We start from the raw sequence: 24,578 nt of genomic DNA, 5'->3' as shown, positions 1-24,578 counted from the left end.
GTTACATCGCCGCCTGCATTTGGATTTCTGCTCCGTCCATACCGGGGGCGTACTCAACCTGGCAGCACAGGCGGGAATATTCGTTTGCGACATCATCAACCATGTCGAGCAGGTCCTGCTCGGCCTCGGTGCGCTCACCGGAAGCCGCGTAGTGCTCGGGGTCAATGAAGGCGTGGCAGGTTGCGCAGGATGCGTTACCGCCGCAGGTGGCGAGGACCGGCACGCCGTTGGCCTGGAGGGTCTCCAGGAGGGTGTGGTGGTCTTCCCACTGAATATCGTAGTGTTCGCCTGCTTCGTCAGTGACCTTAATCGTTACGCCCATGCGTTCTCCTTCTTCTGTAGTGATGCGTTTCTATTGTAGAGGCAGGGGCCGGTATTAACCCCACCGATGTGATACCCCGAACTCTAGCGTCACGCATCCTGCGGGAACGCATATTAATTTTTATGCTGAAGAGCACGTATAGCTCGCTTCTAGTCTACCCTTTGATCCCTTGACAAGCGGGGAAAGACCCGTCATTTACTCCTGCCCCGGGGTGCAAATAAATACCTTGGAAAGCATAAAGACGCAGGGGCGGGGCGCCGGGAGCACAGCCCCCGAGCCCCGCCCCTTCTGCGGACGCACGGCCTAACGCGCTCCGGGTCTGCCAACCCGGTCTATACGCACGGGCTATTCGGCCCGCCCACCCTCGGAACGCTGCCCTTCAGCTTTCTTGCTCGCGCTATCCGCGGGATGCTTGCCGCCCTCCGGCGCGGAGCCCTCCGCCGGGAGCGCATCCTTTGCGGGGCGGGTACCCCGCACGATGCCGCGCACGCTATCGCGCGGATCGGCGTAGCGCAGATCAACACCGAAGGTATTGCGAATCTGACGCGCAGAATTCAGGTGCCAACGCTGCGAGTCGGAGGGAGTCACCGACGTGACGGCCTTCTGCCCCGGAGCCAGCGCCTCGTGGCGGATATCGTAGTGCTTACCGCCCATCGTCACCGTGAATCCGTGCTCCTGCAGCAGCTGAACGAACTCGTCCACGTCGTGCGGGATCTTGCGGCCGCGCTGGCGCTTTCGTCCGCTCATGCGCGGCTGAGATTCAAAGGGATTACGGTTCGCGGCAACACCGCGCGCAATGCGAATGACCTGCTGATCGGAGTGCGAGAACTCCACCTGGTAACCGTTGAGGGAGTACACGGTGCGGCTCGTACCAGGAATGGGCTGGCGGTTATCGGCCTCATCCAGGATGCGCGTAATGTACTCGCTCGTCAGGCCCAGCGCCTTGAGCTGGCTCTGAGCCTCGAGGGAGAGCTGGTAACCGCCGGCCGAGGCCTCGAGCGGGCGCAGGGCCAGAACCTCCACGGTGAGGGGGTTCAACACAACCTGGTAGCCCAGATCCTCGTGGGTGTAGAGGGTGACCTCGCGGCCGTAACGGTTTTCCTCGGCGGTCTCCTCGCGCACCACGCTCTTGGGGGATTCGATAATCTCGAGCAGCAGGGCGTAGCCGAGGTCGTGGCGCATCATGTAGTCCATGACGCCGGGCAGTACCCCGTAGATGCGGCGGCTCTCCGGCACCTCGCCGTAAAACTCCTGCTCGATGCGTGCGGCGATACGCTGATTCTCGAGCGGCACCTCGGTCAGCGGGATGAGCCGCTGGTTGGAGGGACGAATCTTCGCGCGCGCCGCGGCGGGCTTGGGAGTCTTGCGGTAGGCCTCCACGAGGGCCTGCTGCTGCTGCACGAATTCGTGGGCGATGAGCGGCATCAGGGTGAAGTAGAGCTCTGCGGCCTCGGGGCGAATCGCGCCGCGCTCATCGAGCAGGGAGGCGCCCTCGTCGTTGGTGAGGTCCCAGGTACGCTCCGTCCCCTCCTCCGCCTCGCGGTAGCTGTAGCCGGCCAGGGAGGCCAGCTCCTGCAGGCGCACGTACACCTCGAGAGGAACGGTAATCTGCTTGGCCGACATTACTTCTCCTCCTCGGCGTTCTGAGCGTTCTGATGCTTGGGCTGTTCGGATGTGGCGGCCTCGGCCTGCCGGTTAATGGCATCGCTGAGATCCTCAATCTGCGCGCGGCGAAGGCTCTCGCCGTGCAGGGCCTGGAAATCGGGGGTCTTGGTCAGGGAGAGCACGGTCCGCTGATCCGGGGAGATGGTCATCTCCAGCCCCTCCGCGGCGTAGATGCGGGTCCAGCCCTCACCCATGCGCACGCTTTCGGGGTTCTCGAGCGTGCGGACCATAATGTCGAAGACGAACTCGGGGTTCTTGGAGAGGAAGACGCGGGCGCGCTCGCTGAAGGCCATTTCGAGGGCATTGAGCGGGGTGTACTCGCCGCGGGCCAGGGTGGTATTGGCCCCGTCATTGCACTCGGCTTCGTACTCGTCGACGACGGTTATTAGCTCGGCGGAGGCGGTGTTGACGTCCACGCGGTAGTCGTCATGTCTGAAGCGAATCGTCCAGTCGTTGACTCGTTCCGCCGTGCCCTCGCGCAGGACGGTGCGCACGAGGTCCTCGGTGAGTCCCTCGCGCTCCATGCGCTGACGCAACCCGGGACGGATGCGGTAGGCGCGCTCACGATCTTCCGCGGTGACCCCTGTGGGGCGGGTGGGAGCCTCGGGCGCAACGTTCTTCGTCGCGGTCCGCGCGGCTCCGGCGGAGGGCACGGGCATCGGCGTCGGGGTGCTCGGGGTGTCCGAAGCGATGTTTTCGGGGGCGGCGTTCTGCTCAGTGGCCTGCTCTGCTGCCTGCTGCCGGGCACGCAGGCCCTGCAGGTACTCCTCGATCTGCGGCGGACGGTAGGTGAGCGACGCCTTGCGGAACATGCTGGGTGAGGGGGCCGCGGAGGGCGCCGGCGGTTTCGGCGCGGCCGGGCGCGTCTCGGAGGAAACCTCGAGGGGCGCGGGGGCAACCGGTGCGCTGGGCTTCGGCGGGGCAGGTTTGGGGGCTGCAAATTGGGCGGCGGAGGGCTTGGGTGCGCTGGGCTTCGGGACGCTGGGCTTGGGGGCCTCCGAGGGGGCGAGACCCTTCTCCTCGACCGTCTGCTCTCCGGGAGTCTCCTGCTCGGCTACCGGTCGGGCGCGGCGAGCCATCAGCGCGGGGGAGGGCTTGGGCTTCTCCGCAGCCGGTGCAACGGCCTCGGCCGATTCACTCGTTTCTTCGCCGCTCTGCACGACGATTCCCTCGGTAGCTTCCCCGGCCTCGGTAACGGTTTCTGCATCGTTACCCTCTGCGCCGGTGTCTTCGGTGCCTTCTGCGGTGTCATCTCCTCGCAGGAGGGCGGCCATAAGCTCCTGACGCGAGGTGTACGGGATAATCTGGTCGGGCGTATCGATATAGCGCGGGAAGTTTTCGTAGAGAATTTTTGCCGCGCTCTCGAAGAGCTTCTCAACGCTCGGCACCTCGGCGGGGGCGCAGGGGCAGAGCAACTCGCGGCGTTGATTGTCGTAGAGGGCCCAGTGTGCGCATCGCTCGCTGGGGGCGAAGTAGTCGAGTGTTCCTAGATCTGCAATATCGATAAGCGCACCTATGAGGGATTGCGGGATGGATAACTGAGCCATGGTGCTCCTTCGCGTGATGTGTCCCTCCAACTTGGGCGTGGAAGGTCTTGTTTCCATCCTATGCGTTTTTTCACCGGTGTGCGCCGGCGCACGTCATATTGTGCGGGTGAAATGCGGATTTTTGGTGAGGATGCACCCGCCGCGCCCACAATAGGCAGGGGAAGGTGGCCCCGTCCGGGCTCACATGTCCGGGGATACAAAAAATCCCCGGTTCCGAAGAACCGGGGATCGGTGGTGCGCCCGAAGGGATTCGAACCCCCAACCTTCTGATCCGTAGTCAGATGCTCTATCCGTTGAGCTACAGGCGCATGTTCCTCGCTTCGGATTTCTTCAATCCGTCGCGGCAACAGGTAATACTATACGGAGGTTACGAGGGGCCTGCAAGTCGAAAAACTCAAAAGGGTCCCATTTTTGGGTCACCGGAGTGTTGTAATGCCTCGTTTTACCGCGAAATTCCGGGGTTTTTGGTCCCCGGAAAATTTTTTAAAATATTTTTGTGCTGCTCTGAACAGGAGGTGGGGAGCCTCCGAGGAGACTCTCCATCCCGTGCGATTCTTACCCTCCGGCCCTCGAATTTCTCATTGATTACCCTCGGTGTCTTCCTGCTGAAGGTGTGACGGGCGGAACGTAAGAAATAACGTCATAGAAGGATGTTCGGGTCGTTAATGCGTTATTCTGTAAGCATCACGAGGAAGTGGCTTCTGTCCAAGCGTGCATATTCACCATTATTTGCACGCTTGTAGTTTTTAACTGCTTCTTCGCTACCGCAGACCTATCGCGGATCAACGTAGTATCCGCGGTATTTACCGATTGAAGGGGAAAACGTCAATGGCTGACACCTCAACTCGTACTCTCTCTGCCGAACTCGAAAAGGAGCTGCAGAGCGCACCCACCACCCACCAGGGTCTTCTGGAATGGGTTCGCGAGGTTGCCGCGCTGACGCAGCCCGACCACATCTACTGGGTGGACGGCTCCGAGGAAGAATATAACCGCCTTGCGCAGGAGCTGGTGGACGCCGGAACCTTTGTTCGCCTGAGCGATCACGAATTCCCGAACTCCTACGCCGCTTTCTCCGACCCGGACGACGTGGCACGTGTCGAGGAGCGCACCTTCATCTGCTCCGAGACCGAAGAGGGCGCCGGCCCGACCAACAACTGGCGCGACCCCGTCGAAATGAAGCAGACCCTGACCGGCCTGTTCGAGGGCTCCATGCGCGGCCGTACCATGTACGTCATTCCCTTCGTCATGGGCTCCCTGAAGGCTAAGAACCCCAAGATTGCTGTTGAGCTGACCGACTCCGCATACGTTGTGTGCTCGATGCGCATCATGGCAACCATCGGCAAGGACGTTCTGGCCAAGCTGAACGAGACCAATGGCTTCTTCGTCAAGGCCCTGCACTCCGTTGGTGCACCCCTGGAGCCCGGCCAGAAGGATGTTTCCTGGCCCTGCAACCCCGAGAAGTACATCGTCCAGTTCCCCGAGACCCGCGAAATCTGGTCCTTCGGTTCCGGCTACGGCGGCAACGCACTGCTGGGCAAGAAGTGCTACGCACTGCGCATTGCATCCGTCATCGGTCGCGACGAGGGCTGGATGGCAGAGCACATGCTCATCCTGAAGATGACCAACCCCGAGGGCAAGGTTCGCTACATCTCCGCAGCGTTCCCCTCGGCTTGCGGTAAGACCAACTTCGCAATGATGGAGCCCACCATTGACGGCTGGAAGGCTGAGATGGTCGGCGACGACATCGCTTGGATTGAGTTCGACGAGAACCACCAGGCACGCGTGGTCAACCCCGAGGCCGGCCTGTTCGGCGTGGCACCGGGTACCGGTTACTCCACCAACCCGAACGCTATGAAGGCTATTGCCAAGGGCAACACCATCTTCACCAACGTTGCACTGACCGACGACGGCTCCGTCTGGTGGGAGGGCAAGACCGACGAGGTTCCCGCACACCTGATTGACTGGACCGGCAAGGACTGGACCCCCGAGTCTGGCCGCCCGGCAGCTCACCCGAACTCCCGCTTCTGCACCCCCGCATCCCAGGTGGATATGCTCGCTCCCGAGTACTACGACCCCGAGGGTGTGCCGCTGAGCGCCATCGTTCTGGGTGGCCGTCGCAAGACCACCGTTCCGCTGGTGTCCGAGTCTGACAGCTGGGAGCAGGGCGTGTTCCGCGCCGTCACCCTGTCCTCGGAGACCACCGCGGCCGCTAAGGGCGCCGTCGGCGTGATTCGCCGCGACCCGATGGCCATGCTGCCCTTCATCGGTTACAACGCCGGTGACTACTTCCAGCACTGGATTGACCTGGGCAAGAAGCACGGTGCAGAGAACATGCCGAAGATTTACTACGTCAACTGGTTCCGCCGCACCCCCGACGGAGGCTTCGCATGGCCCGGCTTCGGTGAGAACTCTCGCGTGGTCAAGTGGATTTTCGACCGCCTGGATGGCAAGGCCGGCGGCGAGGAGACCTTCCTGGGCACCGTTCCCACCAAGGAAGACCTGGACCTGACCGGTCTGGAAATCTCCGAGGAAGAGCTGAAGGCTGCCCTGGCTGTCTCGAAGGACGAGTGGGCCGCTGAGCTTCCCGGCATCGACGAGTGGCTGGCTAAGTTCGGCGATAAGCTGCCCGCCGAGGTTCGCGAGCAGCGCGATGCCCTGGCCAAGTCCTTGGAGGACTAATTTGGTGAGGCTAAATCGCTAACTCTTTGAGCGGTTGAAGGGGCGGAATCTCGGTTGAGGTTCCGCCCCTTGCCTATCTGCCGGGCACCGAGCGCGCGAATTTGAAATGTAAAGCTATGCACCGTAAAAGATAATGCGAACGAGCCGAAGAAATATTTGGACACCTTCAACCGAGTGGGGAAGAGGCCTCTAACTTTCAGCACATGGAGCGCATCGATACAATGCCTGTGTATGTTTTTGACGCGCCCCGGTCGATCGATGTGGTGCGCGTGCCACCGGATGCTCGGCGGGTTCCCCGCTGAAGGCGAAGTAGTAAAGGAGTATCCATGCGTTTGACAGCATTCTCGGATGTCTCGCTCCGTGTGCTGATGCTCCTGTCTGCCCTGGAGCCGGGGCAGAAGCTGTCGACCCAGAAGATCGCGGAGGGCGTGGATACCCCCTACAATCACGTAGCGAAGGCCGTGGCGTTCCTGGTGAACCAGGGGTATCTGGATTCGACGCGCGGTCGCTCCGGAGGTGTAATGCTCTCGGAATCCGGGCGTTCGGTGACGGTGGGCACCATTCTTCGTGCTACTGAGGGTGACATCCCCATGATTGAGTGTGAGGATGAGAACGGCCACTGTCCCCTGGATAAGTTCTGCCGCCTGCGCAACGTACTGGCGAGGGCTCGCGAGGCTTTCTATGCTGCCGTGGATTCGGTGACGATTACCGAATTGACCGCGGGTGCCAGCCCCGTGGGTCCGATCCTTCTGGAGCTCGGAATGGCTCCTCCGGAGAACGCGATTCCCGCTTTTTCGTAGGTCATCTGGAGGCTCGGCGGAGAGCCTTGCCGACTAGTTCCGGGACGACTACTCGGGGCTGTAAACGTGCACTATTTTCGAAAATATGCAGATTTGAGCTCACGGTACAAAAATGTGAGCAGAGTCATTATTTCGTGAGTGTGCAAACTTTCTCGTGAAAATATATATTCATTGCAGAATTTTTATGCATGCACCGTCGCTAGTCACTCGCGAAATCAGCTTTTCTAGCGCAAATATATTGTGTCTCACTTAGTTGACACTTCAGGTCTAAACAAACCTTAAGTACCCGTGAGTCGGGGTGCTCCCGGCACACAGTACGCCCTGAGAAAACGCAAACATAGGTCAAAGTGTTAGGGTAGGGGTGTTTTATAAACACTTTGTCACCAACGGGGTGACCTTCGGGGCACCTCGGGGTCGCCACCAACGTCGGCCCGCAACGCTTCCGGATCCCGTGGGTGACCGTTACAGGAAGAAGGCATACACCGATGCTCTCCGAAAAGTCCCGCCCGGTTATCGAGGCGACCCTGCCCATCATCGCCGAGCGCATTAACGACATCACTCCCGACTTCTACCGTCGAATGTTCGCCGCCCGCCCCGACCTGATGGACGGCATGTTCTCCCGCTCCTCTCAGCTCGAGGGCACCCAGCCCCGCGCACTGGCCGGCTCCATCGCCGTGTTTGCCTCCTACATTGTCGAGCACCCGAACTCCTACCCCGACGAGGTCCTCTCTCGCGTTGCACACAAGCACGCCTCCCTGGGCCTGAAGGAAGAAGAGTACCCCACCGTCTACAAGTACCTCTTCGAGGCTATCGCCGCTAACCTCGGCGACCTGGCCACCCCCGAAATCGTCGACGCCTGGACCGAGGTCTACTGGCTCATGGGCAACGCCCTCATCAAGCTGGAGAAGGGCCTGTACGCTTCTCAGGCCAACGATGTGACCCGCGCACCCTTCAAGGTTGTGGACCGCAAGGAGACCGGCGAGAACGTCGTCGTGCTGACCTTCGAGCCCGCCGATGACACCCCCATGACCGAGTCCAAGGGCGGCCAGTACGTCTCCGTCACCGTTCCCGCACGCGACGGTCTGCGCCAGGCACGCCAGTACACCCTGCTGCCCAGCGAGAAGAACCAGCGCCGCATCGGCGTGAAGCTCGACCCCAACGGCGAGATGACCTCCATCCTGCACGAGCTGAAGATTGGCGACGTCGTCGAGATTTCCAACCCCTACGGCGACCTGACCCTGGAAGGCTTCGGCGACCCCGAGGCACCCCTGTACCTCTTCTCCGCGGGTATCGGCACCACCCCCATGCTCAGCTTCCTCTCCGAGCTGGTTGAGAAGGGCTCGAAGCGCCCCGTAACCGTGGTCCACGCAGACCGCCGCCTGGACACCTGGCCCCTGCGCGAAGAGCTCGTCGAGCTCGTCGGCAAGCTGCCCAACGGTCGCCTCGTCTCCTTTATCGAGGGCGAGGGCGGTGACTACACCGGCCGCGTGGACGTCTCCAAGCTGGACGTTCCCTCCAACGCCAACGTGTACCTCTGCGGCCCGCTGCCCTTCATGCAGGGCGTGCGTTCCGCACTGGTGGATGCGGGTGTCCCCGGCAAGAACATCAACTACGAGATCTTCGGCCCGGACCAGTGGATGCTCCACGACCAGGCACGCGAAGCGTAAAAACCTCGCAAGCCGGTTCGTCGACTGGGTTCCCCTGTTTGACAGAAAAACTTAGTCGGAATCAGCAATCAAAATAAAAAATCCCGCCCCGCAGACATATTCTGCGGGGCGGGATTTTTTAGTAGCTAGCGAAGAGCTTAGCCCTGGCGAACCAGAGCCAGAACCTCGTCGCGGACGCGCTCCATGGTGGCGACATCCGGTGCCTCAAGGTTCAGGCGCAGGAACGGCTCGGTGTTCGACGGACGCAGGTTAACCCACCAGCCCTCTTCGGTGTTGGTGAAGGTGGTGCCGTCGGAATCCTCAACAACCACGGGAGCGTTAGCGTAGTGTGCACGCACACGGTCCACAGCGGCAGCCTTGTCTTCAATCTCGGAGTTAATCTCGCCGGAGGCAACGTACGGGGAGTACTTCGCGCTGATCTCGGAGAGGGGCTTGTCGTTGCCACCCAGAGCAGCCAGCACGTGCATAGCGGCCAGCATACCGGTGTCGGCGTTGAAGAAGTCCTTGAAGTAGTAGTGAGCGGAGTGCTCGCCACCGAACACACCGTTCTCCTTGGCCATGACGGCCTTGATGAAGGAGTGACCAACGCGGGTCTTCACGGCGCGGCCGCCCAGCTTCTCAACGAGCTCGGGCACAGCCTTCGAGGTGATCAGGTTGTAGATGATGACGGGCTCTTCGTTGCCCTCAGCCTTGGCACGGGCAATCTCGCGCTCGGCCACCAGAGCGGTCACGGCCGAGGGGGTCACTGCGTTACCCTTCTCGTCAATCACGAAGCAGCGGTCGGCGTCGCCGTCGAAGGCGAGACCGATGTCTGCGCCGTGCTCCACGACAGCCTTCTGCAGGTCGACCAGGTTGGCCGGCTCCAGCGGGTTGGCCGGGTGGTTCGGGAAGGTGCCGTCCAGCTCGAAGTACAGGGGAACGATTTCCAGGGGCAGGCCCGGCAGGATGGTGTCGCCCAGAACGGCGGGGGTGGTCATGCCGCCCATGCCGTTACCGGCGTCCACCACGACCTTCAGCGGGCGGATGGAGGAGAGGTCCACGAGCTTGCGCAGGTACTCTGCGTAGGGCTTGAGGATGTCCTTCTCGGTCACGGTGCCGACCTTCTCAACCGAGGGAATCTCGCCGGCGTCCAGGTACTTCTGTGCCTGGTCGCGGATGTCAAACAGACCGGTTTCGGAGGACACCGGAACGGCGCCGGCCTTAGCCATCTTCATACCGTTGTATTCGGCAGGGTTGTGGCTAGCGGTAAAGGTAACACCGGCGGCGTTTTCAACGCCACATGCAAAGTAAAGAACGTCGGTAGAAATCAGACCGATCTTTTCAACGTTTGCGCCGCGAGCGGTTGCACCCTGGGCAAATGCATCCATGAATTCGGGAGAGGAGGGACGCATATCGCCGCCGACCAGGACGGTCTGGCCCTGCAGTCCCAGAACATCGACAAATGCCGCACCGGTAGCGCGAACAGTCTCTGCAGTAATGGTCTCGCCGACGATGCCACGCACGTCGTACGCCTTGAATGAGTCATGTAGATTAATAGTAGTCACGCCTTTTATTTTAGCGGTAAAGAAGTCTACTAAGCCCCTATAATGGGCAGGTAAAACCTTATAAATTCCGCTGAATATATGGGTTTTTTATCACGTCACTTATATCAAACAGCCCCCGGCGAGAGGTATTTTTCCCCATGGGTGAGATTTTTTCCCTTAAAAACCAGATTCAGAATTATGCGTGGGGTTCACGCGAAATTCTAGGACGTATGCGTGGCGTGCCCGTACCCACCGAACAGCCCGAAGCTGAGGTGTGGGTGGGTGCGCATCCGGCTGCGCCCTCGCGCGCTACCGTGGACGGCGCCGAATCCCCGCTGAACGAGCTGATCGTGGAGAATCCCTCCCGCTTCCTGCGCCCGGACCGAACCTCCGACTGGTTCCCCTTCCTCTTTAAAATCCTTGCGATTGACGCCCCCCTGTCCATTCAGGTGCACCCTACCCCCGAACAGGCCATCGCCGGCTTCGAGGACGAGCAGGCCCGCGGTATCGCGATTGATGCGCCCTACCGCAACTACAAGGACCGCTACTCCAAGCCCGAGACCGTCATCGCGCTGAGCCCGATGCGCGTGCTCACCGGCGTGCGCCCCGTCGAGCAGCTCAAGACCCTGGCCGCCGCATTCGGTGCCGCCTGGCTGGCCGAGCGTGCCGAGCTCAGCCCCAAGCAGCTTCTGACCGAGATTATCCGCCTGCCCGAGGAGACCGCCTCCGCCGCAGTGCAGCACCTGGTAGACACCGCCCCCGGGCTGCTGGGCGCCTCGAACGATGTGGTAGCCGACGCCGCCGAGCTCGTGCGCATCGTGGACGGCAAGTACCCCGGTGACCGCGGTCTGCTCGTGGCCTTCGTGATGAACCTGGTGCACCTTGCTCCCGGCGAGTCCGCCTTTACCCCCGACGGCCAGGTGCACGCCTACGTTTCGGGTACCGCCATTGAGCTGATGAACCCCTCCGATAACGTGATGCGTGCCGGCCTGACCGCCAAGCATATCGACACCGAGGAACTCATTAAGGTGCTCGGCGAGAAGCAGGACGCCCCCGTCATCCAGCGCCCCAACCCCGAGGACGGACCCCTGGGCACCTACGCCATGTGGGATGAGCGCATGAGCGTGACCCGTGTTCGCGTTGAAGAGGGCAAGCCGCTAAGCTACACCTTCAAGGGCATTAGCGCGGCCCTGAGTGTCGCGGGTAAGGTGACGATTCAGGCCAAGGACGGCAACGGCACCGAAGAGTTCGTTCTGGGCGCCACCGAGTCGGTACTGCACGTGGGTGAGCCCTCCGAGGCCGTGCTGAGCGGTAGCGGCGAGCTGTATATCGCATCCTACGTTTAATATCTAAGTTCCGTTAGGGGTTTTAGATACACAGACTTATAAGAATCCGCGGTTTTTTCGATATCTATATCGGTGAAGCCGCGGATTTTTTATTCTCGGGTTTTGAAGGTTTGGGGTGCGGCTTTGCAAAATAGTGCCCGTTCCCCTGTTATCTGTGGCCTGGGTAACCTATAATTGTTGGTATAAGTATGCATAGGTTCGTTCTTCTATGCATAAAACCCGGGTGATTCCGCCCGCCGCGGCAGCTGGACGCATCCACCGTCAGTATTCGCACCATCCCCAAGGAGAACACCGTGAAGATCATCATCACCGTTACAGGCATCGACCACGAGGGCATCATCGCCGCGGTCACCACCGCCCTGGCTGAGCGCAAGGTCAACGTCCTGGACGTCTCCCAGACCATCATGGGCGAATACTTCACCATGATTATGCACTGCTCCTTCAACAAGGACGAGCAGAACCTCATCGACCTGCAGGAAGCCATGGTCGGCGTCGAGCGCGAGCAGAGGGTGCAGATCCGTATTCAGGCCGAGTCCATCTTCAAGGCAATGCACACCCTCTAGGCGGCCACCATGATGAACAGCAATATTCTCGAAACCATCCGCATGATCGAGGAAGAAAAACTCGACATTCGCACCGTCACCATGGGCATCTCCCTGCTCGACTGCGCCGACTCCGACGGCGAAGTAGCCCGCCGCAAGATTTACGAAAAGATCACCACCCGCGCGGCAAACCTCGTGAGCGTCTGCGAAGGCATCGAGGCCGAGCTCGGCATCCCGATTGTCAACAAGCGCATCGCCGTCACCCCCATCGCGCTGGTGGCCGGTGCATCCGATGACGAGGACTACGTGGAGTTCGCCCGCACCCTCGACGCGGCGGCCAAAGCCGTGGGCGTGAACTTCGTGGGCGGCTTCAGCGCCCTCGTCGATAAGGGCATGACCCCCGCCGACGAAAAGTTGATTCGCTCCATTCCCCGCGCCCTCGCCGAGACCGACGTGGTCTGCTCCTCCGTGGATATCGGCTCCTCCCGTGCCGGCATCAACATGAGCGCCGTCAAGCTCATGGGCGAAACCATCCGCGCCACCGCCGACCTGACCGCCGATACGCACGGCTTCGGCTGCGCCAAGCTCGTGGTCTTCGCCAACGCCGTCAGCGACAACCCCTTCATGGCCGGCGCCTTCCACGGCGTGCAGGAGGCAGACACCACCATCTCCGTGGGCGTCTCCGGCCCCGGCGTGGTGCACCGCGCCCTGCAGAAGGTGCGCGGCGAATCCTTCGACACCTGCGCGGAAGAAATTAAGAAGGCGGCCTTCAAGATTACCCGCGTGGGCCAGCTGGTCGGTACCCTCGCCTCCGAGCGCCTGGGCGTGCAATTCAACATCATCGACCTCTCCCTGGCACCCACCGCCGAGATCGGTGACTCCGTGGCTCACATCCTCGAGGAGATGGGTCTGGAAACCGTCGGCACCCACGGCACCGTCGCGGCCCTCGCGCTGCTCAACGACGCGGTTAAGAAGGGAGGTCTCATGGCCTGCTCGAACGTCGGCGGTCTTTCCGGCTCCTTCATTCCGATCTCTGAGGATATCGGCATGATTGAATCCGCCGCCGCCGGCCAGATTACCCTGGATAAGCTCGAGGCTATGACCGCCATCTGCTCCGTCGGCCTGGACATGGTAGCCGTTCCCGGCGACACCTCCGCCGCGACCCTCTCGGCCATGATTGCAGACGAGGCTGCCATCGGTGTGATGAACCACAAGACCACCGCCGTGCGCGTTATCCCGGCCGTGGGTCTGGGCGTGGGCGATATGGTCGAGTTCGGTGGCCTGCTGGGCCGCGCGCCGGTCATGCCCACGCACACCCCGAGTGCAGAGGCGTTTATCGCCCGTTGCGGCCGTATTCCCTCGCCGGTGCACGGTTTCCGTAACTAGGCGGGTGCCGGTTCGCCCGGGCTAACGCGAGCGTACGGTACCGGGCGAAGAAATCGCTGTAATAAAATGCGGGGGCCTGCTTAACCTCGGGCGCGAGCCTACGCGACGAAGCGGCTCATGAGCGCCTCAAGCGCCAGGCGCGCGTTCGCGTTCGTGCGCAGGCGGCGCATGGTAATCTCTATCGCCTGCACGTCCTGCAGGAGCTGCTCGGGGGAGCGACGCTCGCACCACGCTGTCAGCGGCTCGCGCAGGTGCTCGTTAATGAGCGGTAGCTGCGCCGAAAGGGAGAGCGTCAGTGCATCGCGAAGTACGGTCTGCACCTGGGCCACCGAATGCAGCAGTGTATCGGAAGCCACGCGCTTGGCCCGGCGCTTCTGCTGGTCTTCAAGCCTGCGCACCTGGGCGCGCAGGGTCGGAGCCACGCGCTCGCCCTCGCGGATGCCCAACAGGGCCATCAGCTCGGCGCGCTCCCGCTCATCCTTTGCAGCGGAGACCGCCTGGGCATCCTGTTCTGCCAGGTCGGTGAGTTTTTCCGCCGCGCTAAACGCCGAAGAAATGGAACGGACGTTCAGAATGAGGGAGGTGGTCATCTCCCGGCGGGCCATGGCCTGCTCATCGGTGGCCAGGCGGTACCCCTCCTCGGCGTCGCCCATGGCCAGGCGTGCCGCGCGGCGCGCCAGCGGGTCGGCCACACCGCGCGAGAGAAGATACCCGTGCACCTGCTCCTCCGAGGGCACCGGCAACTGCACCGGACGGCAACGCGAACGAATCGTGACCAGCACATCCGTGGGAGAAGGAGCCGTCAACAGCCAGATGGTGTGCGGGGGCGGCTCCTCGATGGCCTTGAGTAGCACGTTCGAGGTGCGCTCGGGCATGCGCTCGGTATCCTCGAGCAGAATCACTCGCCAGCGGCCCACCGTCGGGCGGTCCTGGGCCTTCATGACCAGCTCGCGTGCCTCCTCGATGCTGATGTTCGTGGCCTCGGTCCTAAAGTGCGTGAAGTCCGCATGCGAACCGTTCATCACGGTCACGCAGCCCTTGCACTCACCGCATCCGCGGTTCTGCGGATCGGGCTGTTCGCAGAGCAGGGCCGCGGCAAACACCTTGGCCGCCTCGCGATGGGGCGCGCCGGCCGCGCCCGTAAACAGCCAGGCGTGGGTCGGGCGCGAGGAAGCGGCATCGCGGCGTAGCTGGTCGCGCTCGCGCTCAGGAATCAGCAGAGAATCCCACAGGCTCATGCATCCCCCTCGGTCTTCTGCTCGGTTACCCGCGGCGCGGCGGAACGATCGAGGATACGTTGGCTCAGCAGAGGCTCGACCACCTCAAGGACGCGGGCATGCACCTCATCGATCGTTCCCACACCGTCGACGATGCGGTGCGAACCGTTGGAATCCTCGCGAGCAATCCGCTCAAAAGCGGAGTGGATGCGCGCCTTAAAATCGGCGCCCTCGGCCTCGATGCGGTCCACAGTGCCGCGCTCGGTCATGCGCTCCTGCTCGGCGCGCAGGGGCACGCTCAGGAGCAGGGTTGCGTCCGGCACCAGGTCTGCGGTGGCCCAGCGGCTCAGGTCAACAATAGTGTTCATCCCGAGATCGCGGCCCACGCCCTGGTAGGCGGCGGAAGAATCGATGTAGCGGTCGCAGAGCACGATCGCTCCCTCGGCGAGTGCGGGGCGAATCAGCTGAGCCGCGTGCGCGGCGCGGGAGGCCGCGAAGATGAGCGCCTCGGTGCGGTCGTCAATAGCACCCTGGCCCGCCTCGAGCACGAGGGCGCGTAGCTTCTCGCCGATTTCGGTGCCACCCGGCTCTCGGGTGGTGACGACCCGGTAGCCTCGGGCGCGGAGCGCCTCATTCAGCAGGGTGAGCTGGGTGGTTTTGCCGGCGCCGTCGCCTCCTTCGACCACGATGAAGAGCCCGCGGCGGTTGGCGGGGTCCGCGGAATCGGGGAGGGGGGTGTAGCTGAGAGTATCCATCACCCCTTAAGGGTACCGGGTTCACCGTGGGCCTGCGGTGCGCGTCGGCAGCCTGCCGGTGGGAGCCGCAACGGCCTTCGCGCGGGACTTGGCAGCGCCCCCGCGTAAAAAGCGTGTTAATCCTGAGCGGAAAATGCCGGGTGAGGTATGCGTTCGAGGCCTCGGTGTGCCAGGCTTAAGGCATGAGTGCAGATAACCATGACATGAACTATTCCGCTGAAACCTATGTAGTCGCCGGTGGCCGCCCCGCCCACGAGCATGATGCGCCGGTGAACCCTCCGATTGTTCTGACTTCCACCTACCGCGGCGTGGACGCCGTCAACATTGAGCACGACCGCGTGTACGCCCGTTTCTCGAACCCGACTTGGGAGGGCATGGAAGAGGTTGTCGCTAAGCTGGAGAACGCTTCCCAGCCCGGCCTGCTGTTCCCCTCCGGCATGGCCGCCGTTTCCTCCGTGATTGACCTGGTGCCGGTGGGCGCTATCGTCCTGATTCCTAAGCACGCCTACATGGCGTCCGTGACCCTGTGCAAGGACCTGGAGCGCCGCGGCATCATCGAGCTGGTGCGCGTGGACATTGAGGACACCGCCAGCGTTATCGCAGCCCTGGAGGACGCCGCATCCCGCGCCGGCGTGACCCCGGAAAACGTGAACTACTCCTCCCCGAAGGTCCTGGCCTGGCTTGAGAGCCCCACCAACCCCATGCTTGAGGTGGGGGATCTGCCCGAGATTCTTGCCGCAGCCCGCCGCCTGGGCGTCGTGACCGCCGTGGACAACACCTTTGCCACCCCGATTCTGCAGCGTCCGCTCGACCTGGGCGCCGACGTTGTGGTGCACTCGGCCACGAAGTTCCTGGCCGGCCACTCGGACGTGCTGCTGGGCATGACCCTCACCTCGAACGAGGAGCTGTACAAGGCGATGCTGCACTACCGCATCACCAACGGCGCGATTCCCGGGCCCATGGAGGCCTGGCTGGGTCTGCGCGGCCTGCGTACCCTGGCGCTGCGCGTGGAGCGTGCGGTGCAGAACGCGCAGGTGCTGGCCGAGCGTCTGAGCGAGCACCCCTTTGTCTCGGAGGTGCGCTACCCGGGTCTTGAGAGCCACCGTGGCCACGAGGTCGCGAAGAAGCAGATGTCCGGCTTCGGCGCGATTCTGTGCATCACACTGGATACCGACGCGCAGGGCGCCCGCAACGTGGTTGAGGCGCTGAAGGTGTGGACCCCCGCCACCTCCCTCGGTGGTGTGGAATCCCTCGTGGAGCGCCGCCGCCGCCATGGCAGCGAGCCGGAGTCGATTCCCGAGTCGATGCTGCGCCTGTCCGTGGGTATCGAGAACGTCGATGACCTCTACAATGATCTGGTCGAGGCCTTCAAGGCCGTTCGATAAGGCACCGTTAGCTACGGTAGTGTGCTAGGGTACTGGGTACCCGGCTATACGGCCGCTCGAGTGAAGGAATACAATGTCTCCTATTGTCCTGGTCCTCTACGCGACCTTTCTGATTAACCTGCTGCTGTCGGCCGCCGGTGCCGTGATCGGCGTTCTGGCGCTGTACCGTGCATGGACCGCGCCGGCCAACGCCTACGAGTTCGCGGGCAAGCGTCCTAAGAACACCTGGCTTGCCCTGACCGGCGTCTCCGCCGTGGTGCAGGTGCTGGGCGTCTTCTCGGCCTTCACCGGCGCGGGTAACACGATGCTGATGCTGCAGCTGATGGCTGCCGTGGTGAGCGGCGTGTTCCTGGCCGGCGTGTGGCCCGTAGTGGGTGGCCGCCGCTTCTAGGAGGTTTTCAGCGGAGTATCCGCGCCCACCTTGTGGCCGTCGCAAGCGCATACGGTGAGCCCCGCATACCGCGTCCCGGAACGATTTCCGGGCGCGGGGTGCGGGGCTTTCTGCCAGCTAAGCGGTGCATCCGGCAAGTTTTTGGGAGAACCCGGATTTTCTGCCCTCGAAGGCATGACAAACCGGCGGGTAAATGAAAAAATAGAAGCATGACTTACAAACTAGTACTCCTGCGCCACGGCCAGTCCGAGTGGAACGAGAAGAACCTGTTCACCGGCTGGGTGGATGTCAACCTGACCGACAAGGGCCGCGCCGAGGCTAAGCGCGGCGGCGAGCTGCTGGCAGAGCGCAACATCCTCCCCGATGTTGTGCACACCTCTTTGCAGCGTCGCGCCATCAACACCGCAAACATCGCCCTGGATGCAGCGGACCGCCTGTGGATTCCCGTCAAGCGCACCTGGCGCCTGAACGAGCGTCACTACGGTGCCCTGCAGGGTAAGAACAAGTCCGAGATCCGCGAGGAATACGGCGACGAGAAGTTCATGACCTGGCGTCGTTCCTACGACGTTCCGCCGCCCCCGCTGGACGACAACGACCCCTATTCGCAGGCACACGACCCTCGTTACGCCAACGTTGAGAACGCTCCCCGCACCGAGTGCCTCAAGGACGTTCTGGGCCGTATGCTCCCCTACTGGGAGTCGGACATCAAGCCCGACCTGGCAGCAGGCAAGACCGTTCTGGTGGCAGCGCACGGTAACTCCCTGCGCTCGCTGGTGAAGCACCTCGAGGGTATCTCCGACGAGGACATCGCCGGCCTGAACATCCCGACCGGTATCCCGCTGTACTACGAGCTGGATGAGAACTTCAAGCCCACTAAGGCTGGCGAGTACCTCGATCCCGAGGCCGCTAAGGACGCCATCGCAGCCGTGGCAAACCAGGGTAAGTAATTACCTCTCGCGAGGTTCGCTCTGCAGAGCGCCCGCGTGATTATGAGCCGCTCACCGTTTCGGTGGGCGGCTCATTGCGTGGGCCGACCTCTTGGGTGGGCGGCTGTTCAATATACTTGTGGAAGATACCCACGCAGGAGGAGAACGTATGGATGCCGGTCTGATCGCCTTCATCGCGGGCATGATAGGTCTGCTGGTCGGCGTCCTGAGCATGAACGCGGTGGCCCGTAGTGAGCGTGAGCGTGAGCGTAGCCTCGTATCCGCACCGACGCTGCGTGACGGTGCGGCTCAGGTACTGGCGGTGATTGGCCGCGCCTACCTGGTCATCGACGAGGTGGGGGGAGTGGTTCAGGCCTCGCCGGGCGCCTACGCGATGGGCCTGGTGCGCGGGCATACGGTCACCTCGCCCGAGCTGGCTAGCATGATTCGCACGGTGCGCCACCGCGGCATTTTTGCCGAGCAAAGCTTTGAGATTGACCGCGGCGAGAGCGAGGCACTGGTCCTGGATGTTCGCGTGGCCTCCCTGGGCGACGAATACATCCTGGTGCTTGCCGACGACCGCACCGAAATTTCTCGCGTGCAACGCATGCGTAACGACTTCGTGGCGAACGTGTCGCACGAGCTGAAGACACCCGTGGGCGCGGTGAGCCTACTCGCGGAGGCGATTGAGCAGGCTAGCGATGACCCGGAGGCGATTGAGTACTTCGTGGGCCGCCTGCACAAGGAGACGCGCCGCCTCTCCGCGCTGGTGCGCGACATTATCGAGCTCTCACGATTGCAGTCGACCGACGTGATTGCCCGTGGCGGCCCGGTGTCCGTGCCCACCCTGGTGGCGGACGCGATGGACCGCTCCCACCTGGCTGCCGAGGAGAAGGACATTCAGGTTTCCAGCCGCATTGAGGACGCCCCCGAGGTGTACGGCGACGCCGAGCTTCTGGGTATGGCCGTGCAGAACCTGGTGGAGAACGCGATTCGCTACTCGCCCGAACATACGAAGGTGGACATTCTGGTGCACCGCGTGGCCGATCAGCTGCTCATTGAGGTGTCGGATCAGGGGGTGGGTATTCCCGAGGATGAGCAGAAGCGCATCTTCGAGCGTTTTTACCGGGTGGACCCGGCTCGCTCTCGTCAGACCGGCGGCACGGGCCTGGGCCTGAGCATCGTGAAGCATGTGATGACTCAGCACGGCGGCAGTGTGACGGTGCGTTCGATGCCGCAGGAGGGCTCGACGTTCACGTTGGCCCTGCCGCTGACCGAGGCGCCGGAGGCACCGCTCACAGTGTAGTGTTAGCGGTATAGGTTTTATGGGAATCAAGGATAAAGTATGACGAAAATTCTGATTGTTGAGGACGAAGAGGCCCTGTCGGATCCCCTGGCCTTCCTGCTGGGGCGTGAGGGTTTTCAGACGGTTGTGGTGGACAATGGCCTGGACGCGCTGCCCACCTTCGAACGCGAGGGTGCCGACCTGGTGCTACTGGACGTGATGCTTCCCGGCATGCCCGGCACGGAGGTGTGCCGTAAGCTCCGTGAGGTGTCCTCGGTACCGATTATCATGCTGACCGCCAAGGACTCCGAGCTGGATAAGGTGTTTGGCCTTGAGCTGGGCGCCGATGACTACGTGACGAAGCCGTACTCGGCGCGCGAGCTGATTGCACGCATCCGCGCGGTGCTGCGCCGCCGTTCCGCCGAGCCCGACATGCCGATGGACGCGGTTCTTACGGGCGGCCCCGTGCGCATGGACATCGATCGCCACGTGGTGACGGTCAACGGCGAGGAAGTACCCATGCCGCTGAAGGAATTCGAGCTGCTGGAGATTCTGCTGCGCAACGTTGGTCGCGTGATGACGCGCGGACAGCTGATTGAGCGTGTGTGGGGCGCGGACTACGTGGGTGACACGAAGACCCTGGACGTGCACATTAAGCGCCTGCGTTCCAAGATTGAGCCGGATTCTTCGGCACCGCGCTACGTGGTGACGGTTCGCGGCCTGGGCTATAAGTTCGAGAATTAGCGTCGAGCCGAGGAGAGTACGTATGAGCTTTACCGCTGATTCCGTGACCGCCGAGGCCAACGCACAGAACCGCTTCGTGCAGAACCAGCCCGCGCAGAACCGGCAGAGCAAAGACCCCTCGCGCGTGGCCATTATCGTGCTGGGTGCAGGTTCGGGAACGCGCCTGGGCGAGCCGATTCCGAAGGCCGCGGTCCGCGTGCAGGGGCGTACGCTACTCGACCATGCCCTGCAGGGCGCCCGCGAGTCGCGGATTGCCGAGCACGTGGTGGTGACGGTGCCCGCCGGGTGCGAGAGCCTCTGCCCGGAGCTCCTTGAGGACGCGCACCGCGCCGAGGCGCTGGTGACGGTCGGCGGTGACACTCGCACCGCATCGGTGGTGGCGGCTCTTGACGCGCTTCGCGAGGCCGAGATCGCGGTGGATTACGTGCTGATTCACGATTGTGCCCGCTCTTTCACCCCGCCGGAGGTGTACCACCGCGTGCTGGAGGGCCTGGGCACCCGCGTTGCCGCGGGGACGGTGCGCGCGGTTATTCCGGTGTTGCCGGTGGTCGATACCATCAAGACGGTGGACGCCTCCGCGGTGGTTACTGGAACCCCGGCTCGCTCGAGCATGCGCGCCGTACAAACCCCGCAGGGATTCGAGGTGGTGGCGCTACTGGCGGCTCATGAGCGTAGCCGAGCCCTGCCTCCCGAGGAAGCCGAGCTGCTGACCGATGACGCGATGGCGATGGAGGCAGCCGGCGAACCGGTGCTGACGGTGGCCGGGCACGAGGACGCCTTTAAAGTGACCACCCCCATGGATCTGAAGGTGGCGCGGGCGCTCTTTGGCGGAACGCGCCCCTGAGTATCCCCTCTTCTTCTGTCTAATATCTATTGAGCGAAGGACCCATCATGACTGTTATTCCGCGCGTCGGCACCGGCGTTGACGTTCACGCTTTTGGCCCGGAGGGCACGCCCCTGCACATCGCCGGCCTGCACTGGCCGGGGGAGCGGGGCCTGAGCGGCCACTCCGATGGCGACGTGGTGGCCCATGCTGCCGCGGATGCGCTCTTCGCCGCCTCTGGCACGGGGGACTTGGGCTCGAACTTTGGTGTGGACCGCCCGGATATGAAGGGCGCCTCGGGTGTTCGTATTCTTTCGGAGGCCGTGGCGATTGTGCGTGCGGCCGGTTTCGAGATCGGCAATGTGAGCGTTCAGCTGATTGGTAACCGCCCGAAGTTCTCGCCGCGCCGTGAGGATGCGAACCGCGTGCTCAGTGAGGCGGCGGGTGCCCCGGTGACGGTGATTGCGACGACTACCGACGGTTTGGGTTTGACCGGTCGCGGGGAGGGCGTGGCGGCGATTGCGACGGCTCTGGTGTATGAGCGCCACTAGGCCTCTGCCCGACTTGCCCCATTCCGTAACCTATCGCCCCGGCGTCTGAGCCGACCCCGTAGAATGAGAGTGTGACTATGCGTTTTTATGATTCAGCTTCCGCGACTATTCGCGAGTTTGAGCCCGTCGTGCCCGGTGAGGCGCGTATCTATTATTGTGGTGCTACGGTGCAGGGTGAACCGCATCTGGGCCACATCCGTTCGGCGTTGGTTTTTGACCAGTTGAGCCGTTGGATGCGTTACCGCGGTTTGAAGGTGACGACGGTCCGCAATGTCACTGATATTGATGACAAGATTTTGGCGAAGTCTGCTGATTCTATGGAGCCCGGTTTTGAGGGTGAGTTCCCGAATGAGCAGTGGTGGGCGCTCGCGTACCGTTTTGAGAAGGTTTTTGCTCAGGCGTATGCGGCGTTGGGTATTGATCCGCCGACCTATGAGCCGCGCGCGACCGGTCATATTCCCGAGATGTTTGCTCTGATTCAGCGCCTGATTGACCGCGGCCACGCCTACCCGGCGCTGGATGACTCGGGTGACGTGTACTTTGACGTGCGTTCCTGGGAGAAATACGGCTCGCTGACCAACCAGAGCATTGACGATATGCAGGATTCGGCGGATGCCGATCCGCGCGGTAAGCGCGACCCTCGTGATTTTGCGCTGTGGAAGGGCTATAAGGAGGGCGAGCCGCTGACCGCTTCGTGGGAGTCCCCGTGGGGTCGTGGCCGCCCGGGTTGGCACCTGGAGTGCTCGGCGATGGCCGGTAAGTACCTGGGTTCGCGCTTCGACATTCACGGCGGCGGTCTGGATCTGCGCTTCCCGCATCACGAGAACGAGCTGGCCCAGTCGACCGCGGCCGGCGATGATTTCGCGAACTTCTGGATGCACAACGGCATGGTCACCTACGAGGGTGAGAAGATGTCGAAGTCTATCGGTAATACGATTTCGCCGGCGCAGATGCTGGAAATGGCCCGTCCGCTGGTGGTTCGCTACTACCTAGGTAGCGCGCATTACCGTTCGGTGCTGGACTATCGCCCATCTTCTCTGCAGGAGGCGGCAACGGCTATTGAGCGTGTTGAATCGTTCCTGGCCGCAACTCAGGATTTGCTGAAGCCCGACCGCGAGGTGCCCGAGGCTTTCGCCGAGGCGATGGATGACGATATGAACATTCCTCGTGCCCTGGCGGTTCTGCATGAGCAGACTCGCGCGGGTAATGCAGCGCTCGCTGCCGGTGAGGACGCTTCGGAGGCCGCTAATGCCGTGATGGCTATGGCTGAGGTGCTGGGCCTGGCGCAGCTGATGAGCTTTAACGCTGAGGGCGCCTCGGATGCCGAGCATGAGGCTCTGGACTCCCTGATTCAGGCGGTTCTGGCGGAGCGTGCGGATGCGCGTGCCCAGAAGGATTGGGCTAAGGCCGATGCGATGCGCGACCTGCTGTTCTCCGCGGGTGTGAAGGTGCGTGACGGCGCTGAGGGTTCGAGCTGGAGCATTGCGTAGGTTGGTGGCGTGCCCCGCGTTCTGCGTTGGGGGCTTAGGCGTTGCGGGTCTTTTCGCGTAGACTCGTATTCATTATTTTGACGAAGGAAGAGAAGAATGGCTAAGGCAGGTTCGCGCCCGGGCGCTACCAGCAAGAAGAAGGGTGCTACTAAGGGCACCGGCGGTCACGGCCGTAAGGCCCTTGAGGGTAAGGGCCCGACTCCGAAGGCTGAGGATCGCGTTTACCACAAGGCGTACAAGATGAAGCGTGCGGCTGAGCGTCGTGCGGCGACCGGTACGAACCGTAAGTTCCAGACTCGTTTGGGCGGTAAGCGCGCCAGCGATGAGCTGGTGACGGGTCGTAACGCGGTGCTGGAGGCGCTGCGTACCGAGATTCCCTCGAAGCACCTGTATATTATGAGCCGCATTGAGGTGGATGACCGCGTTCGCGAGATCATGACGATTGCGAATAAGCGCAACATCCCGATGCTGGAGATTCCGCGTAGCGAGCTGGATCGTCTGACCGATGGTGCGGTGCACCAGGGCGTGGCGATGCAGATTCCGCCGTACAAGTACCCGGATGCTACCGATCTGGTGCTGGATACGATGGAGCGCTGGCACTCGGGTAAGCTGTCGACTCCGCCGCTGTTTGTGGCGCTGGATGGCATTACCGATCCCCGTAACCTGGGGGCGATTATTCGTAGCGTGTCGGCGTTTAGCGGTGACGGCGTGATTATTCCCGAGCGTCGTTCGGCTGCGGTGACCGCGGGTGCGTGGAAGACCAGTGCCGGTGCGGCTGCTCGTATTCCCGTTGCAATGGCGACTAACCTGACTCGCGTGATTCAGCAGGCTAAGGAGCAGGGCATCTTTGTGATTGGTCTGGATGGCGGTGGCGATATTGAGCTGCCGGCTCTGGAGCTTGCGAACGAGCCGCTGTGCGTGGTGGTTGGTTCGGAGGGCAAGGGCCTGTCCCGCCTGGTGACTGAGAACTGCGATCAGATTGTGTCGATTCCGATTGATTCGGCGATGGAGTCGCTGAACGCGGCGATGGCTGTGGGCATCACTCTGTACGATGTGTCCCGTCGTCGTGCGGTGGCTGCCGAGTAGGTTGTCGCGATAACCGTTCTGTAGGTTTATGAACGTAAGGGGGAGGGCGTCCCGTGAGGGGCGCCCTCCCCCTTTGCTCTTGATGGCGGGTACGCCAGGGAACCGGGTCAGGGAACTGGTCGAGGAGCGGAAACGTAAGGATGCAGGGGAGGGGCGGTAGCCCCTTCCCCCATCTTTTCTTCGTTTCGGGGGCCTTTTGCGCTTCCGTAGGGGTTTCGGAGTGATTTTTGGGGGATTTTCGGGCTTTCGTGGGGATTTTTAAGATTTTTTCGAAGATTTTTTGAGGCCTTTACCCCGCATTGACTAGGGGTTTTGTTCCACTGTTCAGGTCAGAATGAACCTAAAGGCCCTTATTTGTGTTCTACTTCACTCATATTCGGGTTGCGGGCCCGTATTCGGGTCTGTATAGTTGTATGAGTCGCCGAGGCGAGGAGGAAAAAACGAAGAA

21 protein-coding genes and 1 tRNA gene are annotated in these 24,578 nt (G+C 62.3%); 15 read left to right on the top strand and 7 right to left on the bottom strand.

The annotated features are described in order from the left end of the window. Window position 1: 1 nt before the first annotated feature. From AC3E6W_RS06990 to AC3E6W_RS06975, 4 genes are all read right to left on the bottom strand, one after another. Window positions 2-322: a 2Fe-2S iron-sulfur cluster-binding protein gene (locus AC3E6W_RS06990; protein WP_049333989.1), complete on the bottom strand. Its 321-nt coding sequence runs from the start codon at window positions 320-322 to the stop codon at window positions 2-4. 345 nt (window positions 323-667) lie between these two features. Then, on the bottom strand, window positions 668-1,945 hold the full coding sequence (locus AC3E6W_RS06985) for a cell wall biosynthesis glycosyltransferase (protein WP_306540188.1): 1,278 nt from the start codon (window positions 1,943-1,945) through the stop codon (window positions 668-670). Further along, window positions 1,945-3,534: a hypothetical protein gene (locus AC3E6W_RS06980; RefSeq protein ID WP_049342695.1), complete on the bottom strand. Its 1,590-nt coding sequence runs from the start codon at window positions 3,532-3,534 to the stop codon at window positions 1,945-1,947. The genes AC3E6W_RS06985 and AC3E6W_RS06980 overlap by 1 nt, the downstream gene beginning before the upstream one ends. Window positions 3,535-3,766: 232 nt before the next feature. After that, a tRNA-Arg gene (locus tag AC3E6W_RS06975) sits at window positions 3,767-3,842 on the bottom strand. A gap of 520 nt (window positions 3,843-4,362) precedes the next feature. Between AC3E6W_RS06975 and AC3E6W_RS06970 the strand changes: the two genes are divergently transcribed. The 3 genes from AC3E6W_RS06970 to AC3E6W_RS06960 all read left to right on the top strand — a co-directional run bounded on the left by AC3E6W_RS06970 (window position 4,363) and on the right by AC3E6W_RS06960 (window position 8,680). Next, on the top strand, window positions 4,363-6,213 hold the full coding sequence (locus tag AC3E6W_RS06970; RefSeq protein WP_049333992.1) for a phosphoenolpyruvate carboxykinase (GTP): 1,851 nt from the start codon (window positions 4,363-4,365) through the stop codon (window positions 6,211-6,213). 326 nt (window positions 6,214-6,539) lie between these two features. Beyond that, a complete protein-coding gene (locus AC3E6W_RS06965) occupies window positions 6,540-7,013 on the top strand; it encodes an RrF2 family transcriptional regulator (RefSeq protein WP_049333993.1) in 474 nt (157 codons plus the stop codon). Window positions 7,014-7,498: 485 nt separating this feature from the next. Continuing rightward, window positions 7,499-8,680, top strand: coding sequence for an FAD-binding oxidoreductase (locus AC3E6W_RS06960; protein WP_294647179.1), 1,182 nt, complete (start codon window positions 7,499-7,501; stop codon window positions 8,678-8,680). A 137-nt stretch (window positions 8,681-8,817) separates the two neighbouring features. Here AC3E6W_RS06960 and AC3E6W_RS06955 read toward each other — a convergent pair whose 3' ends face one another. Continuing rightward, window positions 8,818-10,224, bottom strand: a complete 1,407-nt coding sequence (locus AC3E6W_RS06955) for a phosphomannomutase/phosphoglucomutase (RefSeq protein ID WP_490652690.1) — start codon at window positions 10,222-10,224, stop codon at window positions 8,818-8,820. A 137-nt stretch (window positions 10,225-10,361) separates the two neighbouring features. On the opposite strand from AC3E6W_RS06955, the gene manA reads away from it, so the two are divergent. The 3 genes from manA to AC3E6W_RS06940 all read left to right on the top strand — a co-directional run bounded on the left by manA (window position 10,362) and on the right by AC3E6W_RS06940 (window position 13,477). Then, window positions 10,362-11,549 carry a mannose-6-phosphate isomerase, class I gene (gene manA, locus AC3E6W_RS06950; protein ID WP_070483374.1) on the top strand — a complete coding sequence of 396 codons (1,188 nt, stop codon included), beginning with the start codon at window positions 10,362-10,364 and terminating at the stop codon, window positions 11,547-11,549. A 293-nt stretch (window positions 11,550-11,842) separates the two neighbouring features. Then, on the top strand, window positions 11,843-12,112 hold the full coding sequence (locus tag AC3E6W_RS06945) for an ACT domain-containing protein (protein WP_049342690.1): 270 nt from the start codon (window positions 11,843-11,845) through the stop codon (window positions 12,110-12,112). 9 nt (window positions 12,113-12,121) lie between these two features. After that, window positions 12,122-13,477, top strand: coding sequence for a PFL family protein (locus AC3E6W_RS06940; RefSeq protein ID WP_490652688.1), 1,356 nt, complete (start codon window positions 12,122-12,124; stop codon window positions 13,475-13,477). A gap of 98 nt (window positions 13,478-13,575) precedes the next feature. Here AC3E6W_RS06940 and AC3E6W_RS06935 read toward each other — a convergent pair whose 3' ends face one another. Together AC3E6W_RS06935 and tmk are read right to left on the bottom strand one after the other, a co-directional pair. Further along, on the bottom strand, window positions 13,576-14,715 hold the full coding sequence (locus AC3E6W_RS06935) for a DNA polymerase III subunit delta' (protein ID WP_490652686.1): 1,140 nt from the start codon (window positions 14,713-14,715) through the stop codon (window positions 13,576-13,578). Continuing rightward, entirely contained in the window at window positions 14,712-15,449 is a 738-nt protein-coding gene (gene tmk / locus AC3E6W_RS06930; protein WP_490652685.1) for a dTMP kinase, read from the bottom strand. Before tmk ends, AC3E6W_RS06935 begins: the two co-directional genes overlap by 4 nt. 182 nt (window positions 15,450-15,631) lie before the next feature. Here tmk and AC3E6W_RS06925 point away from each other — a divergent pair, with 182 nt between their 5' ends. The 9 genes from AC3E6W_RS06925 to rlmB all read left to right on the top strand — a co-directional run bounded on the left by AC3E6W_RS06925 (window position 15,632) and on the right by rlmB (window position 24,130). Beyond that, a complete protein-coding gene (locus AC3E6W_RS06925; RefSeq protein ID WP_294647174.1) occupies window positions 15,632-16,834 on the top strand; it encodes a trans-sulfuration enzyme family protein in 1,203 nt (400 codons plus the stop codon). A gap of 73 nt (window positions 16,835-16,907) precedes the next feature. Next, window positions 16,908-17,225, top strand: coding sequence for a DUF2516 family protein (locus tag AC3E6W_RS06920; RefSeq protein WP_049342685.1), 318 nt, complete (start codon window positions 16,908-16,910; stop codon window positions 17,223-17,225). A gap of 209 nt (window positions 17,226-17,434) precedes the next feature. Continuing rightward, window positions 17,435-18,172 carry a phosphoglyceromutase gene (locus AC3E6W_RS06915; RefSeq protein WP_049342684.1) on the top strand — a complete coding sequence of 246 codons (738 nt, stop codon included), beginning with the start codon at window positions 17,435-17,437 and terminating at the stop codon, window positions 18,170-18,172. Window positions 18,173-18,320: 148 nt separating this feature from the next. Next, window positions 18,321-19,457, top strand: a complete 1,137-nt coding sequence (locus AC3E6W_RS06910; protein WP_049334004.1) for a sensor histidine kinase — start codon at window positions 18,321-18,323, stop codon at window positions 19,455-19,457. A gap of 39 nt (window positions 19,458-19,496) precedes the next feature. Then, window positions 19,497-20,180 (top strand): response regulator transcription factor, encoded by a 684-nt coding sequence (locus AC3E6W_RS06905; protein ID WP_049334005.1) that lies wholly within the window; start codon window positions 19,497-19,499, stop codon window positions 20,178-20,180. A 22-nt stretch (window positions 20,181-20,202) separates the two neighbouring features. Then, window positions 20,203-21,024 carry a 2-C-methyl-D-erythritol 4-phosphate cytidylyltransferase gene (ispD, locus tag AC3E6W_RS06900; protein ID WP_490652682.1) on the top strand — a complete coding sequence of 274 codons (822 nt, stop codon included), beginning with the start codon at window positions 20,203-20,205 and terminating at the stop codon, window positions 21,022-21,024. A 47-nt stretch (window positions 21,025-21,071) separates the two neighbouring features. After that, window positions 21,072-21,554, top strand: a complete 483-nt coding sequence (ispF, locus tag AC3E6W_RS06895) for a 2-C-methyl-D-erythritol 2,4-cyclodiphosphate synthase (RefSeq protein ID WP_049342683.1) — start codon at window positions 21,072-21,074, stop codon at window positions 21,552-21,554. A gap of 71 nt (window positions 21,555-21,625) precedes the next feature. After that, entirely contained in the window at window positions 21,626-23,044 is a 1,419-nt protein-coding gene (cysS, locus tag AC3E6W_RS06890; protein WP_070825148.1) for a cysteine--tRNA ligase, read from the top strand. A 96-nt stretch (window positions 23,045-23,140) separates the two neighbouring features. Continuing rightward, window positions 23,141-24,130: a 23S rRNA (guanosine(2251)-2'-O)-methyltransferase RlmB gene (gene rlmB / locus AC3E6W_RS06885; RefSeq protein WP_490652681.1), complete on the top strand. Its 990-nt coding sequence runs from the start codon at window positions 23,141-23,143 to the stop codon at window positions 24,128-24,130. The last annotated feature ends 448 nt before the right edge of the window (window positions 24,131-24,578 follow it).

This window comes from Rothia sp. SCPM-O-B-18226 (M350) (genome assembly GCF_058213595.1).
This window is presented reverse-complemented; position numbering and strand designations above follow the sequence as displayed.

Coding starts and splice junctions, on each gene's coding strand:
- AC3E6W_RS06990 (WP_049333989.1), bottom strand. CDS start 322: ATGGGCGTAACGATTAAGGTCACTGACGAAGCAGGCGAACACTACGAT.
- AC3E6W_RS06910 (WP_049334004.1), top strand. CDS start 18,321: ATGGATGCCGGTCTGATCGCCTTCATCGCGGGCATGATAGGTCTGCTG.
- AC3E6W_RS06920 (WP_049342685.1), top strand. CDS start 16,908: ATGTCTCCTATTGTCCTGGTCCTCTACGCGACCTTTCTGATTAACCTG.
- AC3E6W_RS06980 (WP_049342695.1), bottom strand. CDS start 3,534: ATGGCTCAGTTATCCATCCCGCAATCCCTCATAGGTGCGCTTATCGAT.
- tmk (WP_490652685.1), bottom strand. CDS start 15,449: ATGGATACTCTCAGCTACACCCCCCTCCCCGATTCCGCGGACCCCGCC.
- ispF (WP_049342683.1), top strand. CDS start 21,072: ATGACTGTTATTCCGCGCGTCGGCACCGGCGTTGACGTTCACGCTTTT.
- AC3E6W_RS06925 (WP_294647174.1), top strand. CDS start 15,632: ATGAGTGCAGATAACCATGACATGAACTATTCCGCTGAAACCTATGTA.
- rlmB (WP_490652681.1), top strand. CDS start 23,141: ATGGCTAAGGCAGGTTCGCGCCCGGGCGCTACCAGCAAGAAGAAGGGT.
- AC3E6W_RS06970 (WP_049333992.1), top strand. CDS start 4,363: ATGGCTGACACCTCAACTCGTACTCTCTCTGCCGAACTCGAAAAGGAG.
- AC3E6W_RS06905 (WP_049334005.1), top strand. CDS start 19,497: ATGACGAAAATTCTGATTGTTGAGGACGAAGAGGCCCTGTCGGATCCC.
- AC3E6W_RS06940 (WP_490652688.1), top strand. CDS start 12,122: ATGATGAACAGCAATATTCTCGAAACCATCCGCATGATCGAGGAAGAA.
- AC3E6W_RS06960 (WP_294647179.1), top strand. CDS start 7,499: ATGCTCTCCGAAAAGTCCCGCCCGGTTATCGAGGCGACCCTGCCCATC.
- AC3E6W_RS06985 (WP_306540188.1), bottom strand. CDS start 1,945: ATGTCGGCCAAGCAGATTACCGTTCCTCTCGAGGTGTACGTGCGCCTG.
- ispD (WP_490652682.1), top strand. CDS start 20,203: ATGAGCTTTACCGCTGATTCCGTGACCGCCGAGGCCAACGCACAGAAC.
- AC3E6W_RS06935 (WP_490652686.1), bottom strand. CDS start 14,715: ATGAGCCTGTGGGATTCTCTGCTGATTCCTGAGCGCGAGCGCGACCAG.
- AC3E6W_RS06965 (WP_049333993.1), top strand. CDS start 6,540: ATGCGTTTGACAGCATTCTCGGATGTCTCGCTCCGTGTGCTGATGCTC.
- manA (WP_070483374.1), top strand. CDS start 10,362: ATGGGTGAGATTTTTTCCCTTAAAAACCAGATTCAGAATTATGCGTGG.
- AC3E6W_RS06915 (WP_049342684.1), top strand. CDS start 17,435: ATGACTTACAAACTAGTACTCCTGCGCCACGGCCAGTCCGAGTGGAAC.